This window comes from Agrobacterium tumefaciens str. B6 (assembly GCF_001541315.1).
Lineage (GTDB): Bacteria > Pseudomonadota > Alphaproteobacteria > Rhizobiales > Rhizobiaceae > Agrobacterium > Agrobacterium radiobacter.
This window is the reverse complement of record NZ_LMVK01000001.1, coordinates 699,356-717,115: the sequence shown is the minus strand read 5'-3', so window position 1 is coordinate 717,115 and position 17,760 is coordinate 699,356. Positions and strand designations below refer to the sequence as shown.

The 17,760-nt window shown below is 61.4% G+C and carries 14 protein-coding genes and 1 tRNA gene; 9 read left to right on the top strand and 6 right to left on the bottom strand.

What is annotated here, in order from left to right; genetic code table 11:
• Positions 1 to 81 precede the first annotated feature (81 nt).
• The 4 genes from ASB65_RS03505 to ASB65_RS03490 all read left to right on the top strand — a co-directional run bounded on the left by ASB65_RS03505 (position 82) and on the right by ASB65_RS03490 (position 3,484).
• Positions 82 to 504 (top strand): hypothetical protein, encoded by a 423-nt coding sequence (locus ASB65_RS03505; protein WP_003509022.1) that lies wholly within the window; start codon positions 82 to 84, stop codon positions 502 to 504.
• Positions 505 to 892: 388 nt separating this feature from the next.
• Positions 893 to 2,608 (top strand): malate dehydrogenase (quinone), encoded by a 1,716-nt coding sequence (mqo, locus tag ASB65_RS03500; protein WP_060723015.1) that lies wholly within the window; start codon positions 893 to 895, stop codon positions 2,606 to 2,608.
• A gap of 293 nt (positions 2,609 to 2,901) precedes the next feature.
• Entirely contained in the window at positions 2,902 to 3,183 is a 282-nt protein-coding gene (locus ASB65_RS03495) for a type II toxin-antitoxin system ParD family antitoxin (RefSeq protein WP_060723014.1), read from the top strand.
• On the top strand, positions 3,173 to 3,484 hold the full coding sequence (locus ASB65_RS03490) for a type II toxin-antitoxin system RelE/ParE family toxin (protein ID WP_060723013.1): 312 nt from the start codon (positions 3,173 to 3,175) through the stop codon (positions 3,482 to 3,484). The genes ASB65_RS03495 and ASB65_RS03490 overlap by 11 nt, the downstream gene beginning before the upstream one ends.
• 11 nt (positions 3,485 to 3,495) lie before the next feature.
• Here the strand turns inward: ASB65_RS03490 and ASB65_RS03485 are convergent.
• Positions 3,496 to 3,570 (bottom strand) — tRNA-Gln (locus tag ASB65_RS03485).
• 201 nt (positions 3,571 to 3,771) lie between these two features.
• On the opposite strand from ASB65_RS03485, the gene ASB65_RS03480 reads away from it, so the two are divergent.
• Positions 3,772 to 4,680, top strand: coding sequence for an MBL fold metallo-hydrolase (locus ASB65_RS03480; protein ID WP_060723012.1), 909 nt, complete (start codon positions 3,772 to 3,774; stop codon positions 4,678 to 4,680).
• Positions 4,681 to 4,815: 135 nt separating this feature from the next.
• On the opposite strand, the gene ASB65_RS03475 is transcribed toward ASB65_RS03480, so the two are convergent.
• Positions 4,816 to 5,736: a DUF1499 domain-containing protein gene (locus ASB65_RS03475; protein WP_060723011.1), complete on the bottom strand. Its 921-nt coding sequence runs from the start codon at positions 5,734 to 5,736 to the stop codon at positions 4,816 to 4,818.
• A 357-nt stretch (positions 5,737 to 6,093) separates the two neighbouring features.
• On the opposite strand from ASB65_RS03475, the gene ASB65_RS03470 reads away from it, so the two are divergent.
• From ASB65_RS03470 to ASB65_RS03460, 3 genes are all read left to right on the top strand, one after another.
• Positions 6,094 to 7,458 (top strand): dicarboxylate/amino acid:cation symporter, encoded by a 1,365-nt coding sequence (locus ASB65_RS03470; RefSeq protein WP_031234452.1) that lies wholly within the window; start codon positions 6,094 to 6,096, stop codon positions 7,456 to 7,458.
• A 151-nt stretch (positions 7,459 to 7,609) separates the two neighbouring features.
• Positions 7,610 to 8,008: a hypothetical protein gene (locus tag ASB65_RS03465; protein WP_020812863.1), complete on the top strand. Its 399-nt coding sequence runs from the start codon at positions 7,610 to 7,612 to the stop codon at positions 8,006 to 8,008.
• Positions 8,009 to 8,192: 184 nt separating this feature from the next.
• The gene (locus tag ASB65_RS03460; RefSeq protein WP_020812862.1) at positions 8,193 to 8,465 is read left to right on the top strand and encodes a hypothetical protein; all 273 of its coding nucleotides are present in this window, start codon (positions 8,193 to 8,195) and stop codon (positions 8,463 to 8,465) included.
• Here the strand turns inward: ASB65_RS03460 and ppdK are convergent.
• Entirely contained in the window at positions 8,443 to 11,169 is a 2,727-nt protein-coding gene (gene ppdK, locus ASB65_RS03455; RefSeq protein ID WP_060723010.1) for a pyruvate, phosphate dikinase, read from the bottom strand. The two genes, ASB65_RS03460 and ppdK, sit on opposite strands and share 23 nt — an antisense overlap.
• Positions 11,170 to 11,397: 228 nt before the next feature.
• Between ppdK and ASB65_RS03450 the strand changes: the two genes are divergently transcribed.
• Positions 11,398 to 12,375 (top strand): VOC family protein, encoded by a 978-nt coding sequence (locus ASB65_RS03450; RefSeq protein ID WP_060723009.1) that lies wholly within the window; start codon positions 11,398 to 11,400, stop codon positions 12,373 to 12,375.
• Between the two features lie 487 nt (positions 12,376 to 12,862).
• On the opposite strand, the gene ASB65_RS03445 is transcribed toward ASB65_RS03450, so the two are convergent.
• The 3 genes from ASB65_RS03445 to ASB65_RS03435 form a co-directional block, all read right to left on the bottom strand.
• Positions 12,863 to 16,330: a chromosome segregation SMC family protein gene (locus ASB65_RS03445; RefSeq protein WP_003509077.1), complete on the bottom strand. Its 3,468-nt coding sequence runs from the start codon at positions 16,328 to 16,330 to the stop codon at positions 12,863 to 12,865.
• Between the two features lie 84 nt (positions 16,331 to 16,414).
• The gene (locus ASB65_RS03440) at positions 16,415 to 17,095 is read right to left on the bottom strand and encodes a DsbA family protein (RefSeq protein WP_003509078.1); all 681 of its coding nucleotides are present in this window, start codon (positions 17,093 to 17,095) and stop codon (positions 16,415 to 16,417) included.
• Positions 17,096 to 17,223: 128 nt separating this feature from the next.
• Positions 17,224 to 17,745 (bottom strand): DUF721 domain-containing protein, encoded by a 522-nt coding sequence (locus ASB65_RS03435; protein WP_003509079.1) that lies wholly within the window; start codon positions 17,743 to 17,745, stop codon positions 17,224 to 17,226.
• Between the last annotated feature and the right edge of the window lie 15 nt (positions 17,746 to 17,760).

Below are 17,760 nucleotides of genomic sequence, written 5' to 3'. Positions count from 1 at the left end.
CCCCTGCCCCCCGTCGCCAAATCTGCTAGGGGAACGGAATGACCGGCGGGAAGCCGGACACGGCACAAAGGACATTTCACCATGCTATCTCGCAGCGTAACGCTCGCAGCGTTTGCCATTGCGCTCTCGGCCTGCACCACTTCCACGGGCGGCTCCACTCCCTCCTTCACCCAGAAGAGCCCCGTTGAGACCCGTTGGGTCGGCCAGTCCGCAGGTATTTTCTTCGCAAAATTCGGCCCGCCGCTGAGTGACACGGAAACCGGCAGCTCCACGGTCTATAACTGGCGTGGCGGCTACAAGAAGGCCACCATTCCGGCCAGGTTCGAAGAGGGCAAGGATGGCAAGAAGGGTCGTCAGATCTCGCCGGCCCGCACCGCGTCGCTCTCCTGCACCGTGCAGCTCGTCGTTTCCAGCGACTACAAGATCACCGCCGTGCGCACCGTCTCCGACCGCCCCGGCGTCAACGGCCCGAGCTATTGCGCGGAATTCCTCGCTGCAAACTGATCTTCGGCCACAAACCGAACGCGCCAAGGCCCGCCCGAACCGGCGGGCCTTTTCACTTTTTCGGGATTTTTGTCATTTTTCTGAAAAAAAATCGGCCCGCAGCGGCATTGCGCCAGCCATGATGGCCGGCAAGGTGCAGCCGGGCGGGCTTTTTGCGATATCGGGCGCAGAGAACCCTTTCAACCGTTTGAAAGCATCGCCTAATCTTCACCGCCCTAAAAATGACGATCCGCAAATGTGCAAAATTCGCCGGCGCGACCATATGTCCCGGCCAGATCCCTGCAAAAACGCTTGAACTGGAGTGAATGAGTCCGGGTTGTGCCGATTTGCGCTTTGCTGTAACGGGGCGATCGGGAGGAATGTTTTTAACACAAAACAAGAATCAGGTATGGCCGTGACTCCCATCGATCAAGACAAATCCCAGCTCACTGATCTCTCCAATACATTTCCGCTGAACCGCCGACAGGTTCTGGGCGGTGCGCTCGCCGGAATTGCCGCAGCGGCGCTGCCCTCTTCTCCGCTTCTCGCCAATACGGCCGCCAAGAAGGTCGATGTGCTTTTGATCGGCGGCGGCATCATGAGCGCGACGCTCGGTGTTTGGCTGCGCGAACTGGAGCCCACCTGGTCGATGCAGATGCTGGAACGGCTGGACGGCGTGGCGCTTGAAAGCTCGAACGGCTGGAACAATGCCGGCACCGGCCACTCCGCGCTTGCCGAGCTCAACTACACGCCGGAAGACGACAACGGCAACATCAAGATCACCCAGGCCGTCAACATCAACGAATCCTTCCAGATTTCCCGGCAGTTCTGGGCCTGGCAGGTGCGCAACGGCGTCTTGAAGAACCCGCGCTCCTTCATCAACCACACGCCGCATATGAGCTTCGTCTGGGGTGACGAGAACGTCGCCTATCTGGAAAAGCGTTATCAGGCTCTCAAAGCCAGCCCGCTTTTCGCCGGTATGGAATTCTCCACCGATCCCGAGCAGATCAAGAAGTGGGTGCCGCTGATGATGGAAGGCCGCGATCCTTCCCAGAAGATCGGCGCGACCTGGTCGCCGCTCGGCACCGACATGGAATTCGGCGAAATCACCCGCCAGTTCGTATCGCATCTGCAGAGCGACCAGAATTTCGACCTTCAGGTCAATAGCGAGGTTTCCAACATTCAGCGCAATGCCGATGGCAGCTGGCGCGTGACCTATACCAACACCAAGACCGACGCCGAACAGGTGGTGGACGCGAAATTCGTATTCATCGGCGCTGGCGGCGGTGCGCTGCATCTGTTGCAGATGTCCGGCATTCCCGAAGCGGACGATTATGCCGGTTTCCCGGTGGGCGGCTCGTTCCTCATCAACGAAAACCCTGACGTGACGATGCAGCATCTGGCCAAGGCCTATGGCAAGGCTTCGGTCGGCTCGCCGCCCATGTCGGTGCCGCATCTCGATACCCGTGTGCTGGGTGGCAAGCGCGTTATCCTGTTCGGACCTTTCGCCACCTTCTCCACCAAGTTCCTGAAGGAAGGCTCCTATTTCGACCTCGTCTCCTCGGTCACCACAAGCAATGCCTGGCCGATGGTGCGGGTGGGCATCGACGAATATCCGCTGGTGGAGTATCTCGCCGGCCAGCTGATGATGTCGGATGACGACCGTTTTGCCGCGCTGAAGGAATATTTCCCGAATGCCAAGCAGGGCGAATGGCGCCTGTGGCAGGCCGGCCAGCGCGTGCAGATCATCAAGCGCGACGAAGAAAAGGGCGGCGTGCTGAGGCTCGGCACCGAAGTCGTCGCCGCAGGGGATGGCAGCATCGCCGGCCTGCTCGGCGCTTCGCCGGGCGCTTCCACCGCAGCACCGATCATGCTCAGCGTTCTCGAAAAGGTCTTCAAGGACAAGGTGGCAACGCCGGAATGGCAGACAAAGCTTCGCCAGATCGTGCCGAGCTACGGCACCAAGCTCAATGACGACCCGGAAAAGGTGCAGCAGGAATGGGCTTACACCGCCGAACACCTGCAGCTGCCGACCCCGCCGCAGATTGACCTTGAGGCGCTGAAGGGCGCCGGTGCAGCACCTGCGGGTGCGCCGGTGAAGAAGGTGCCGGATATCGCGCTTTAAGGCTTAGCTGCGATTTTCGAATTAGAACGCCGCGTATCTCCGGATATGCGGCGTTTTTGTTCTACTCCGCCCGCCCCCTCATCCTCGGCCTTGTGCCGAGAATCTGCCACGCTCAATAAAATCAATCCCTCGCAGATGCTCGGCACAAGCCCGAGCATGACGAAGGAGAGGTTTTCCGGCCTCCCGGCATCCGGTGCACACCAATCCATTGCCATTGAAGGCGTCGAAAAATATCTCGCGTCAAAAACCATTTGGTAGTAATAATTCCTACCAAATATCCATGGAGAAATGACATGGCCAACGTTGAAAAGATCAGCGTTTCGATGACGCCCCAGCACGCCGAAATCTTGCGCGACGCCGTGGAAAGCGGTGCTTATGCCAGCAGCAGCGAAGTTATCCGTGAAGCGATGCGAGACTGGTCGGCAAAATGGGTTCAACGACGCGACGACATCGCCAAGCTGCGCGCGTTGTGGAGCGAGGGCAAAGCCAGTGGCGGTTCAACCGAAGTGGATTTTGACGAGATGCTCAATGAAGCGCGTGCAGAACTGGCTTCATTGAAAAATCGTGACCATTAAGCTTGTCTGGACGCCCCGCGCACGCAGCGATGTGAAGAAAATATATGTCGATATCGGCAAGTCGCAGCCCTTGGCCGCGGAGCGATATTTTGCTCGATTCCGCGCTAAAGCGGAGAGTCTGATTGACCATCCTCATCTGGGCGAACGCCACACGGAAATTTTTCCATCTGCCCGCATGCTCATCGAGGCACCTTACGTCATTCTCTACGAAACCGTGCCGGATACCAATGGCGACGAAATACGTTCCGTCGAAATCGTTCGCGTGATCGATGGCCGCAGGGACTTGAGAACGTTGTTCTGACTTGGAATAGATGGCTGGGGCGCCAGGATTCGAACCTGGGAATGCCGGTACCAAAAACCGGTGCCTTACCGCTTGGCGACGCCCCAACAGGGCAGTGAAGCGAAACGCCGCTGCCCGAACCGCGCCTGATTAGCAAAGCCTGCCCGGCCCGGCAATGACCCGGCGACCGATTTTTTCACAAAACCCAAGCTTTTTGGGTGCCGTGGCGAAGTTCGCATGTTAGGGCTTGGGCGGCGGCGCGGTTGAGGCCGTGGCTCAGCTGGCATGGCATTTTTCAGGAGGTCTCAATGGCGGACCCGGCATTCGATCTCGATTTTAAGCCGGCCTATGGCGAGGCGGTTCCTGTCGCCCCGCTCATCCAGCGCATCACCGTCAATAATCCTTCCGCCTTCACCTTTCACGGCACCAACTCCTATATTGTCGGCGGCCGCTCCGTCGCCGTCATCGATCCCGGCCCTGAGGATGAGGCGCATTTTCAGGCGCTGATGGCGGCGCTTGATGGCCGCGAGGTCACCCATATCTTCGTCAGTCACACCCATCGCGATCACTCGCCGCTCGCCCGGCGGCTGAAGGCGGCAACCGGCGCGCTCACGGTGGCGGAGGGTCCTCACCGCGCCGCCCGGCCGCTGCATGTGGGCGAGACCAATCCCTTTGCCGAAAGTTCCGATACGGCTTTTGCGCCCGATATCGCGCTTGGCGACGGGCAAAGCCTTTCCGGCGACGGCTGGACGCTGACCGCACTGCACACGCCGGGACACACGGCCAACCACGCGGCCTTCGCGCTTGACGGCAGCGGCATCGTCTTTTCCGCCGATCATGTGATGGCTTGGGCCACCACCATCGTCGCGCCGCCGGACGGGGCGATGAGCGATTACATGACCTCGCTGGAGAGGCTGCTCACCCGCGACGACCGGCTGTTCCTGCCCGGCCATGGCGGCCCGGTCACCGATCCCGCCGCCTTCATGCGCGGGCTGCGCGCTCATCGGCGTATGCGGGAAAAGGCGGTTCTGAAGCGCATCCGCGAAGGCGACCGGCGGATCGCCGATATGGTGAAGGTGATCTATGCCAGCACCGACAAACGCCTGCACGGCGCGGCCGCCCTTTCCGTGCTGGCGCATATAGAGGACCTGATCGAAAAGGGCGAAGTGCGGACGGATGGTGCGCCTTCGCTGCTGGGCGAATATTTTCCGGCGTGATGAGGTTTTGACGCGCGAATTTTCAAGATGCTTTCGTCGATCGCTGCCCCGTTGGGGAACGAGCAGGTGCCACCAGTTTCTTCTCCCCGACGGGGAGAAGAAACACGCGGCAGCGCCACAACAAGACAAATAGCCTCAGTTGTCGTTCAGCCCCTGCATTTCCGCATCCAGCGCATCGAGATAGGCTTCCGCAATCGCCGCCCCCATGCCGAGATCGTGCGGGCCGTAGCGGGAAGCGACGCGGACATCGACGATGGTGGTTTCCGCCTCTTCTTTCAGGCGGATGAGGATATCGAAACGCAGGCCCCAGATGCGGGTGCGGGTTTCACCCTGCATCAGCACAACACCGCTGCCATTAAAGAAGGTGGGCTGCGGCGCGTCAGTCGGGCGGGCCATGGGCACCGGCACGATGGAGGGCAGGTCTTCCACTGGCCCCTCTTCCGCGGGCTGCGTCCTGTCCTGCTCGGGAATGCCGGCAGAGGGCGCATCTTCCGCCCCGATCACCCCCTTCGTGTGGGTGATGCGAATAGTCTGGGCGGCGGCCATTTTCTTGGCGGCGGCATAGATGCGGTCGATCGCGCCTTCATAACGGCGGCCGGCGAGGCTGGCATAGGCCTCCATCTGCGCATCGCGGGCGGCCTTGGTGATGACAGCGGGCCGCACCAGCCATTGCTGATTGGCCGTGGGCGTCACCAGCCATTCCGGCACATCGCTCAGGTCGGTGGAAATGTCGTAAATCTTCGGCTGCTGCCAATAAAGATAGGCGCCATAACCGACCACGCCGAGCGGCAGCGCCGAAAGAAGCAACGCCGCCAGCGCCGAAAGACCGCCGCGCGCACCCTTGGTCCACAGCCGCTCTAGGCCGATCAGCGCCAGAAGTACGGCCGCAAGAGCGATGCCGGCGGCAATGACGAGCAGACCGGTGAGATCAGGCGTCGTCAGCGGCCCGAAACGGTGAATGCCGGCGGCGATGAGAAACAGTACAAGCGCCGCAAGGCCCAGATACCGGGAAAGATAGGCTGCAACCGAAAAAGGCCGGACGAAACGCACAGTCATGAAAGCGGATATCCGTTAGATCGCATTGGCTAAAAAGCGTTGCACCCGAATTCTGGCAGGGAATCACCTGCATATGATGTCATAGACCGGATTTACGGCGAGGAAAACAAAGGACGGGTTTGATCCGCAAGCCAAAATGCGAAAACCTCACGTCAGGGGCCGGGAACGGAAGCGCGATGGGGAGAAACATTTTTCTGAGAATTCGCCATTTGCGAGAATAATTCCCCGACAACGCAACAAATACGCACGTTCATCCCTTAATTGCTGAGGAAATCGGCGTATCCTCGGCGACCTCCCTCGAGAATGCGTGTAAAAAGTGCAACATTCTCGTTTTCTTGCACAATAAAGAGACATGTCATGTCACAGGCAACGACGTCCGCCGGCCCCTCCGGGCCTAAACCCTTTTATCGCAATTTCGGCTTTCAGGTTCTGATCGCCATGGTCATCGGCCTGCTGCTCGGGCTCGTTGCGCGCAACATCGGTCCCGATGCCGCCGGCAGTCCGAACTGGCTTTCGGTGACGCTGCAGACCATCGGCAGCATTTTCGTACAGCTTTTGCGCGCTCTCGTTCCGCCGCTGATCTTCACGGCCATCGTCGCCTCCATCGCCAATCTCAAGAACCTCTCCAACGCGGCAAAGCTCGTCTGGCAGACGCTTTTGTGGTTTGCCATCACCGCGCTGATCGCGGTGGTTATCGGTATCGTGCTCGGCCTCGTCATCCAGCCGGGCGTCAATACGGCGATTGCCAATACGGCAGCGGCGGCACCCTCCTCCACCGGCTCCTGGCTCGACTTCCTGAAGGGCCTCGTCCCGGCCAACGTCTTCGGCCTCGAAGCCTCGACCAAAATCAACAACGGCGCCGGCAGCACCTCGCTGAACTTCAACGTGCTGCAGCTTCTCGTGGTGTCGATCGCCTTCGGCGTTGCCGCGCTGAAAGCGGGCAAGGCGGCGGAGCCGTTCCTCGCCTTCAACCAGTCGCTGCTTGCCATCGTGCGCAAAATCCTGTGGTGGGTCATCCGCCTCACCCCCATCGGAACCATCGGCCTGCTTGGCCGCGCGGTCGACCAATATGGCTGGACGACGCTTTCGCAGCTCGGCTGGTATGCGGCCGCCGTTTATATCGGTCTGGCGCTGGTGCTGTTCGTGGTCTATCCGACCCTGCTGATCGCCCATGGCCTGAAGCCGTCTCGCTTCTTTGCTGGCGCATGGCCGGCCATCCAGCTCGCCTTCGTTTCGCGCTCCTCCATCGGCACGCTTCCCGTCACCGAAACCGTGACGGAAAAGAGCCTCGGCGTGCCGCGCGAATATGCCGCCTTCTCCGTGCCGCTCGGCGCCACCACCAAGATGGACGGCTGCGCTGCGATCTATCCGGCGATTTCGGCGATATTCATTGCGCAGTTCTTCCAGGTGCCGCTCGGTATCCAGGAATATGTGCTGATCGTCTTCGTCTCGGTGCTCGGCTCTGCCGCAACGGCGGGTCTGACAGGTGCTGTGGTGATGCTGACGCTCACCCTTTCCACGCTCGGCCTGCCGCTGGAAGGTGTGGGGCTGCTGCTCGCCATCGACCCTATCCTCGACATGGGCCGCACGGCGGTCAACGTCGCCGGTCAGGCGCTGGTGCCCACCATCGTCGCCAAGCGCGAGGGCATCCTCAACGAGGCCGTCTATAACAACGCCAAGGACATCGATGCACTCGATGACCGGGAAGTCGTGGCGGCCTGACTGCGATCATCATGGGGCGTTTCCGGTAAAACGGAGACGCCCCAACGAGGGCCATGTCCGTTGCTCCATGAGAGTTTGGGGTTGACGGAGATGGTTCGATCGATAGCGATAACGGCACAGACAACAACGCATCTTTCGGCGGAACCTGTGCATGGTGAAACGTAACTGGATCTATGTCGGCCTGCTCGCCTTCATATCCCTCGGGCTTCTCATCGACGCGGCCGTCTGGCCTGCCGGACCTCCAAGTTCCTTTACCGCAAATGATCTGGTGCAGATGGTCGGCATCATCACGCTGTTTGCCTGGTGGCAGATAGAGGATGCCGAAAAGCGGGACCTTCGGCGCAGTTCTGCCGCCAAACTCGCGACCATTCTGCTCGCACCCATCGGGCTTGCGATCTATCTCTATCAAACCCGCCGGTGGACGCACGCCACGCTCGGCCTCTTCGCATTTATCGGTGGTATTGTCCTCATCGCCATCCTCACGGTTCTGGTCGGTGACTGGCTTATTCAACAGGGTTTGTTCCCGCCGTCTTTCTTGCGCGTTTCCTGAACAGGTTTTGCAACGTCGCGCTGCCCTGTCTGAACCGATCCGGCTATCGCCGCTTGCGGGGCCTTTCCCCATGGCGGATTGATGCAACTTTCCACCCCAACGCGGCTTTTCCCCATATCAAAACAGGCGTATCAATCGCGGCAATAAAAGTGCCGTACGGCTGTCATGTTAAGGGAGAAACAAAATGCGCGTTTCCATCGTCTTCGGTGCGCTTGCCACTATGCTGGCGCTCACCGCTTGCCAGACGCTGACGCCGGAAGAGCGTCGGGCGCGGGATGAGGCGACATGCCGGGGGTATGGGTTCCGCCCCGGCACGGACCCGATGGCGGGCTGCCTTCTCGATCTGGAAATGGACCGCCGCGCCGACAACCGCGCCTGGCAGGCGCAGATGAACCGCGACATGTTCTACCGCCCCGTGGTGGTGGAGCGGCGCATCATCGTCCAACAGAACCCCTGACGGGGATGAAGGCGACATTGCTTGGCGTTTCCCCCTGCTTCGACCTTGCGGCCAGCGTCGCCTGCGCCGCCGCAAGGCGCGCGATGGGCACACGGAAAGGCGAGCAGGAGACGTAGTCAAGATCCGCATCCTCGCAGAAATGGATCGAGGCCGGGTCGCCGCCATGTTCACCGCAAATGCCTAGCTTCAGCTCCGGCCGCGTCTGGCGGCCGCGTTCGGCGGCAATGCGGATCAGTTCGCCCACACCGTCGAAATCGAGCGAGATGAACGGGTCTCGTTCGATGATGCCTTTGCGCTGATAGGTATTGATGAAGCGCGCCGCGTCATCGCGGGAAATGCCGAAGGTGGTCTGCGTCAGGTCGTTGGTGCCGAAAGAGAAGAACTCCGCGGCTTCCGCAATGACATGGGCGCGCAGGGCCGCACGCGGCAGCTCGATCATCGTGCCGGTCAGATATTCCAGCGTCATGCCGGTCTCTTCCGCCACCTCGGCCGCCACCGTGTCGATGACGGCCTTGACGTAATCAAGCTCTGACCGGAGGCCGACCAGCGGCACCATGATCTCTGGCACAACAGGAGCCCCGGTGATGCGCGCCGCCGCAACGGCGGCCTCGAAAATGGCGCGCGCCTGCATTTCAGCGATTTCGGGATAGGAAATCGCCAACCGGCAGCCGCGATGGCCGAGCATGGGGTTGAATTCGTGCAGCGCATCCAGCCGCTGGCGGAACACCGTCTGCGGCATGCCCATGGCGGCGGCCACCTCGACGATCTCGCCATCGGTCTTCGGCAGGAATTCGTGCAGCGGCGGATCGAGCAGGCGGATCGTCACCGGCAAGCCGTGCATGATCTGGAACAGTTCGGTGAAATCCGAACGCTGCATCGGCAAAAGCTGGTCGAGCGCTGCCCGTCTGCCCTTTTCACTTTCCGCAAGGATCATCTCACGCATCACATGGATGCGGTCGCCCTCGAAGAACATATGTTCGGTGCGGCACAGCCCAATACCCTCAGCGCCAAAGGCGCGGGCGGCGCGGGCATCAGCCGGCGTATCGGCATTGGTGCGCACGGTCATGCGGCGCAGGCCATCGGCCCATTGCATCAGCTTGCCGAAATCGCCTGAGAGTTCCGGCTGCGTCATCGGCACTTCGCCCTTCAGCACCCGGCCTGACGAACCGTCGATGGTGATGACATCGCCGCGTTTCAGCATGCAGCCGACGCCGATCAGCACCTTATTGCGCATGTCGACACGCATGGAGCCCGCGCCGGTGACGCAGGGAATGCCCATGCCGCGCGCCACCACGGCGGCGTGGCTGGTCATGCCGCCGCGCGTCGTCAGAATGCCTTCGGCGGCGTGCATGCCGTGAATATCTTCCGGGCTGGTTTCGATGCGCACCAGAATGACGCGGCGACCTTCCGCCTCCGCTGCAACCGCCTCTTCCGCGGCGAAGACGATCTCACCCGTCGCCGCCCCCGGCGAGGCCGGCAGGCCGGAGCCAATGATGGGGCGGGACGTGCCGGGATCGATGGTGGGGTGAAGCAGCTGGTCGAGCGATGAGGGCTCGATGCGGCAGACGGCTTCCTCCTGCGAGATCGACCCTTCTTCGACCATATCGACGGCGATCTTCATGGCGGCACGGGTGGTACGCTTGCCGGAACGGGTCTGCAGCATCCAGAGCTTGCCGCGCTCGATGGTGAATTCCAGATCCTGCATGTCGCGATAGTGGTTTTCCAGCCGCTTGCAGATCGCCAGGAATTCGCCGAAAGCCTCCGGCATCAGCTTTTCCATCGAAGGCTTGTCGGAGCCGGAGGCAAGACGTGCGGCTTCGGTGATGGATTGCGGCGTGCGGATGCCCGCCACCACGTCCTCCCCTTGAGCATTGACGAGGAATTCGCCGTAAAGCTCCGCCTCGCCCGTCGAAGGGTTGCGGGTGAAGGCGACGCCCGTTGCCGAGGACGAGCCGAGATTGCCGAAGACCATGGCCTGAACGTTGACGGCCGTGCCCCAGTCGCCCGGAATATTGTGCAGGTGCCGGTAGGTCACGGCGCGGTGGTTGGTCCAGCTGGCGAAACCCGCGCCGATCGCGCCCCATAGCTGGACGTGACAGTCCTGCGGGAAGGCTTCGCCCAGCTCATCCTCGATCAGCTTTTTGTAGAGCGAAACGACGTGCTGCCATTCGACCGCCGACATGTCGGTATCATATTCATGGCCGAGGCGGCCTTTTTCGTCTTCGAGAATTTCCTCGAACATTTCATGGTCGAGGCCCATGACGACATCGCCATACATCTGGATGAAGCGGCGGTAGCTATCCCAGGCAAAACGGGCGTCGCCCGCATCGTGGCCCAGCGCCTCGACGGTGCGGTCGTTGAGACCGAGATTGAGAACCGTATCCATCATGCCGGGCATTGAAGCGCGCGCGCCGGAACGGACGGAGATGAGCAGCGGCGACTGGCTGCCGCCGAAGGTCTTGCCGGTCACGGTTTCCATGCCGTGCAGGCCGGCCATGACCTGCAGCTTCAGGTCCTCGGGAAGATCGTGGCCATTCTTGTGATAAAGGGCGCAGGCATCGGTTATGATGGTGAGGCCGGGGGGGACGGGAAGGCCGAGACTTGCCATTTCGGCAAGGTTCGCGCCCTTGCCGCCCAATATCGCAACGTCACCTGCCCTGCCTTCGGCAGCACCGTTGCCGAAGGTATAAACCCATTTTTTCATTCCACGCTCTCCACCCAGAAGCGTTGTCATTTTTCTATCATCTACAGCATTGCCGGCATGTTGGGAACGCCGCAACGTGCAGTTTACATCGCAGTGCAGCATAATTGCGGCAAATTGCGCGCCAGAATTGCCGTAAAGGCCGAATAACGCCATGATTGACGCATTCGTGTAGTGCGCTGAAACGGAGTGTTGCCTAAGCCATTCAAATCGCCGACAAAGAGATTATTCATGCAATTTACCCGCCGCCATACGCTTAAATTTGCCGGAATTTCCTGCGCCGCCAGCGCGCTTGCCGGGGCGCTCAGAGCCGAAGGCGCAGTATCCGTCGCAGGGGCCGCCTCTGCCCTTCCCTTTGCGCTGACGACGCCGATGCATATCGGCCAGGCCGCAATTCGGGTGCGCGAACTCGATCCAATGATCGATTATTACCGTTCGGTTCTCGGCATGAACGAGGTGGAACGCACGGCCAGAGGCGTGACGCTCGGCGTTGGCACTGTTCCGCTGCTCGATCTCGTCCACAAGCCGGCCGCGGATTTCGAAAGCCCCACCTCCGCCGGCCTGTTCCACATCGCCTATCTGATGCCCTCCCGCAAGGATCTGGCGCGCTGGCTGGTGCATGCGGCGCTGAAGCAGGTGCCGCTGTCAGGTTTTGCCGATCACAATGTCAGTGAGGCGATCTATCTCAACGATCCCGAAGGCAACGGCATCGAGGTTTACAGCGACCGGCCGAAGGACACCTGGGTCTGGAGCGGCAGCGTGGTGAAAATGGGCACCGAACAACTCGATATTGATGATCTCGTGAAGCTGACCGACACCAAAAGAAGCGATTATGAGACAGCCCCAGCGGGGATGCGCATCGGACACGTTCACCTGCGGGTCGGCGAAATCGCCACCGCCCGCGCCTTCTACGAAGAGGCCATCGGCCTGCGACCGACGCAGGATGCGCGCTCGGACGCGTCTTTCCTCTCTTCCGGCGGCTATCACCATCATCTGGCGGTGAATACATGGAACAGCCGCGGCGCGAAGGAACGCAACGCCATGGAAACCGGCCTCGACTGGTTTTCTCTCACCATTCGCAATCCCGCCGATCTCGAGGCGCAGAAAACGCGGCTGCGGGCCGCCGGTTACGTGCTGGTGGAGATGGAGAACAATGTCGTGGAAGCGATCGACCCCTGGGGCACGCGGCTGCGGCTGGTGCCGGGGTGAGTGATGGTAGGCCTCCGTGCATCATGCGTGGAGAAATTCGCAAACTGCGCCATTGGCGGTTGCAGCAGGCCAAGTGTTTACAGGGATTCGCTGCGTCTCCTCCTTCCGTCATTCCGGCCCTGAGCCGGAATCCAGCCGCCATGCGTCTGCGCAACGGGAAGAGTCTTTTCAGCCCAAGGACTTGGGCTGGCTAGATACCGGCTCAAGGCCGGTATGACGGAGGAGGTTTGTTCCCCGGAAACGATTACCGCCATACAGCCATCTCACTCTGTGAACCCGGAAAAGAAAGCCTTGCGAGGCCACGGCAGCGGCCTCGCAAGGCATTCCATCCGGTACAGGAAACCGGATGGTGGGGTCTGGAGAGAACCCTTTGGCTCTTGGGGAAAACATATCAAAATGCTGCGTGATGTCGCTCACCCGAATGGGTGATACGGCAAGATAAATTCACATTGGGCAAAAGTCGGGGCTGGCTCCCGGAAAAGCCGCCTCAGACGGCTTCGCGCAGCTGTTCGGCAGTCTGCAAATCAACAGACACCAGTTGGGACACGCCCTGTTCGGCCATGGTGACGCCGAACAGGCGGTTCATGCGCGCCATGGTGATGGGATTGTGGGTGATGATGACGAAGCGGGTTTCCGTGGAAGCCACCATCTCGTCCATCAGGTTGCAGTAACGCTCGACATTGTGGTCGTCGAGCGGCGCATCCACTTCGTCCAGCACGCAGATGGGCGCGGGATTGGTGAGGAAGACCGCGAAGATCAGCGCCATCGCCGTCAGCGCCTGTTCGCCGCCTGACAATAGCGTCATGGTCTGCGGTTTCTTGCCGGGCGGACGGGCGAGGATTTCCAGCCCCGCTTCCAGCGGATCATCGGATTCGATCAGCTGCAATTCCGCCGTGCCGCCGCCGAAAAGATGGGTGAACAGCCGCTGGAACTGCGAATTGACCACATCGAAGGCGGCGATCAGCCGTTCGCGGCCTTCTCGGTTGAGGTTCTGGATGCCGGCGCGCAGCTTGCGAACGGCATCGATGATGTCGTCTCGTTCCTTGATGAGCGCCGCAAGCTTGGCCGAGAGCTCGGCCTGCTCTTCCTCGGCGCGCAGATTGACAGCGCCCAGCCGCTCGCGTTCGATCTTCAGCCGGTCGAGATCGCGTTCGACATCACGAATGTCAGGCTTCGGCTGGTCAGGACCAAGGCCCGTCAGGCGAAACGCCATATGCGGCTCGGTATTCAGCGTTTCACGGATGCGGTGTTCGGTTTCCTGCCGCTTCTCGCGGGCGGAGACCAGCCGCTCCTCGGCACGGCCACGCTTTTCGCGGGCTTCGGCCAGTTCCGAAAGCGCCGTTGCAGCCACCCGGTCGGCGGCGCGCTGCAGGTTTTCCGCCTCGGCGAGCCGATCGGCAGCCTCGCGGCGGGCGTCTTCCGTCTTCTGCAATTCGTTGAGGAGGTTGCGGCGTTTCTCGTCGAATTCCTCGGGCGCTATGTCCAGCTCGGCGATTTCCTCGCGCGCCTCTTCCTCGCGCTCGCGCAGCGTGGCGATATGGTCGGCGGCGCTTGCCGCACGCGACTGCCAGGTGGAACGCTCCTGCCCTATCGCCTGAATTCTGCGCTGACGGCTTTCCGCCTCGCGGCTCACGCCTTCGTGGCGGGCACGGGCTTCCGCCAGAAGGCCGCGGTCGGTCGCGACTTCCAGCTGGCTTTCGCGCAGACGGAGATCGAGCACGGAAAGATCAGGCGCGTCCTCCATTTCGATGCGGGCGTTTTCTTCCTGAACGGCGATCTCGTCGATCTGCGCGCCGATCTGGTTCAGCGCTTCCGAGACGATATCCCGGCGGCGCAGAAGATCGCCGGAAGCCCTTTCGGCTGATGTCAGCGCCTCGCGCGCCTCGGCAAGCTGGCGGGTCGCAAGCCGGCTTCCGTCACGCACTTCCGAAAGCCGCAACTCGCTGCTTCTTATGTCCTCGGTTCTGGCGGCAAGCTGGTCTTCGGCCTCTTCGAGAATGGAGCGGGCCTCATCCAGTTCAGCTTCGATTTCCGCGAGACGGTTCTTCTGCGACAGGCGAAGTGCTGCAGCACCCGGCGCATCGGCGCTGGCGATATGGCCGTCCCAGCGGAACAGCGCGCCTTCGCGCGTCACCAGCCGCTGGCCGACCTTGAGTGATGGCAGTAGTCTCTGGGCTTCCGCCGTGCCGGAGACGACGCCGATCTGTGCAAGCGCGCGCCGGAGAGCCGCTGGCGCCTGGGCGTAATCGAGCAGCGGCGTCACGCCCTGCGGCAAGGCGGGATCACCCGCCCCGTCGCCATTGCCGGCCCAATAGGCGGGGGCGGCGGCGTCAAGCGGGCTTTCGAGATCGTCGCCGAGGGCGGCACCCAACGCCGCTTCAAAGCCACGCTCCACCGTCATTTCTTCCGCCACCGGCGTGAAGCTGCCATTGGCGGCGGCGCTGGAGGCAAGGATTTTGGTGATGGTGCGTGCTTCCGTATCGAGCGCGTTCAGCCGGTTTTTCGCCGTTTCCAGAGGCCCGCGCGCCAGCGCTTCGGCGGAACGCGCCTCGGCGACAGCGGCCTCGGCTTCGTCAGCGACGATCAGGGCATCCTCGACCGCAATCTCCGCCGCCTCGACAGCTTCCCGCCGTTCCGAAGGATCGGGAAGGCCGGAGAGTTTTTCATGGATGGCCTCGATCTCGGCGGAGGCCTCCTGCGACTGCCGTTCCAGCCTCAGCTTACGATCGGAAAGATCGCGGATCGTCCGCTCCAATTGCTGACGGGCGGCGGACGCTTCGGCCCGCTCGGCGGTGATTGCAGTAAAGACGGCTTCGCTTTCGGCCAGTTTGATAGCGGCGGTTTCGAAAGCTTCGCGCATCTCCTCGGCATGGCGGCCGGAATCGGAGAGGATTTCGAGGAGTTCGGCCTCTTCCTCATCGAGCCGTGCAAGGATTTGCGCATTGTCCGAAACAAGACGTTCCTCGCGGACGATATCCTCGCCAAGCTGCGAGAGACGGCGCGCCAGCTCGTCGCGGCGGCGCAGCAGGCGGTTTGCCTCATCATCCAGCTGGGTGCGAGCAATCTGCAGGCGTTGCAGGGCGGCGGCCACCCGCGCTTCATCTTCGCGCAGTTCCGGCAGCTTCAGGCTGGCGATGCCTTGCTGCTTGGCCGCTTCCATCTGGCCTTGAGCCTTTTCGGCGACGATGTTGGTCGCCTGATTAAGCGCGCTTTCCGCCTCGCCCTCGGCTTCCTTCGCCTCTACCCAGCGAATATGCAACAGGGTCGCTTCGCGGGCGCGGATATCCGCTGACAGCATCTTGAAGCGGTTGGCCTGCCGCGCCTGCCGTTTCAGGCTTTCGATCTGGCTTTCCAGCTGGGCGGTCACATCCTCCAGCCGCTCCAGATTGGTTTCGGCAGCGCGCAGGCGAAGCTCCGCTTCATGGCGGCGGGAATGCAGGCCGGAAATGCCGGCCGCCTCTTCCAGAAGCTGGCGGCGGGCCTGCGGCTTGGCATTGATGAGTTCACCGATACGCCCCTGCCCCACCATCGAGGGCGAACGCGCGCCGGTGGAGGCATCGGCAAACAGAAGCTGCACATCCTTGGCGCGCGCTTCCTTGCCGTTGATGCGATAGACCGAGCCGTTTTCGCGCTCGATGCGGCGCGTCACCTGAATTTCATCGGCATCGTTGAAGGCGGCGGGCGCGGTGCGATCGGAATTGTCGAGATAAAGGCCGACCTCGGCGGTGTTGCGGGCCGGGCGATTGCCGGAACCGGAGAAGATGACGTCATCCATGCCGGATGCGCGCATGTTCTTGTAGGAGTTTTCGCCCATCACCCAGCGAAGCGCCTCCACCAGATTGGACTTGCCGCAGCCGTTGGGACCGACAACGCCGGTCAGGCCCGGCTCGATGATGAATTCGGAGGGTTCGACGAAGGACTTGAAACCGACGACGCGGAGCTTGTTAAACTTCATGCCGCCATGCTCCAGACAGAAAAACGGCAATAAAAAACGGGCGAACGGAAATATCCGCCGCCCGTTCCTTTAAGGCTTCGGCGATCAGAGCAGCTTGTCGATGACAGCCGACATGGATTCAACCGACATGTCTCCTGCGTATTTCTTGCCGTTGATGATGAAAGTCGGCGTGGAGTTGACGCCGAATTCCGTCGCACCGCGTTGCATCGTTGCGTTCACATCATCCAGAAGTTTCTGGTTCGTCAAGCAGGCCTCGAAAGACTCCTGTGAGAAACCGGCCATTTTCGACATTTGCAGCAGGGCGGCGCGTGCATCCTGCGCGACAGCCCAGCTCTGCTGCTGCTTGAACAGCATGGAAACGAAGGGGAAATACTGTCCTTCCGGTGCGCAGCGCGCCAGCATGAAGGCGGCAGCGGCGCGCGGATCGAACGGGAATTCGCGCAGCACGAAATAGACCTTGCCGGTATCGATGTACTTCTTCTTGATCTCTTCGAAGGTCTTGTTGTGGAAGTTGGCGCAGTGCGGGCAGGTCATCGACATATATTCGACGATCTTGACGGGTGCGTTGGCATCGCCGAGTGCGGCTTCCGGCAGCGGGCCGGGCTTCATCACCGCAGCCATATCCACATCACCGGTGGATTCAGGCAACTCCTGCGCCTCGGCGATACCGGGCATGAAGGCAAACGGCAGGGCCGTGGCAACGGCAGCAAGCGCAACGCCGCCGAGAAGGCTGCGACGGGAAATGGTCAGTTCGGGAAAATGCATGAAAGCACCTGTTGGTAATAGACTCTATTGTCCGTTGATTCCGATATAGCGACGGCCTGTTCATCACAAGCGGGGTTTTGGACTCTTCTTGTCAAAGAATTGTGACCAGTCAAGGACAACCGGACCGATCAAATCGCCCGGCCCCTCGGCTTCTTCTGCAAGACCGCCGTGCCGAGCCTCTCCACCGCCTTGCGCAGCGCCTCACTCTCGATACCCTCCATCATGTCGTCGAGACGTTTTGCCGCATCGCCGCGCAGGGGCTGCGGTTTGCCCCGACGGTGAATGGTTTGGGAGACCGGTTTCTGTACGATCCTGATCTGGCGCACCGCCGGAAAGCCGAAAAAGCCGTTGATGCGGGCAATAAGTTCGCCCTGCGCATGGGTGAGGAACAAAGCGCGCGCGCCTTCGCAGGCGATGGTCAGCACGCCCGGCTGATAACCGCCGCGATCCGGGCCCTCGTCGCGGCGCGGCCAGGTGATCTTTTCCGGCCGCGTGCAATCGGCAAAATCCTCACCGGCGATCTCGTCCCAGGAACCGAGCAGCGCGGTGTTGATGCCCGCCCGTTTCGACAGCACGGGGTCCATGATGCCATTGGCGACTTCGGCGATCTGCACGACGCCTTTGCGGAATGAATCTGCGGGTTTCTTCATACTCTCCTCGACAGA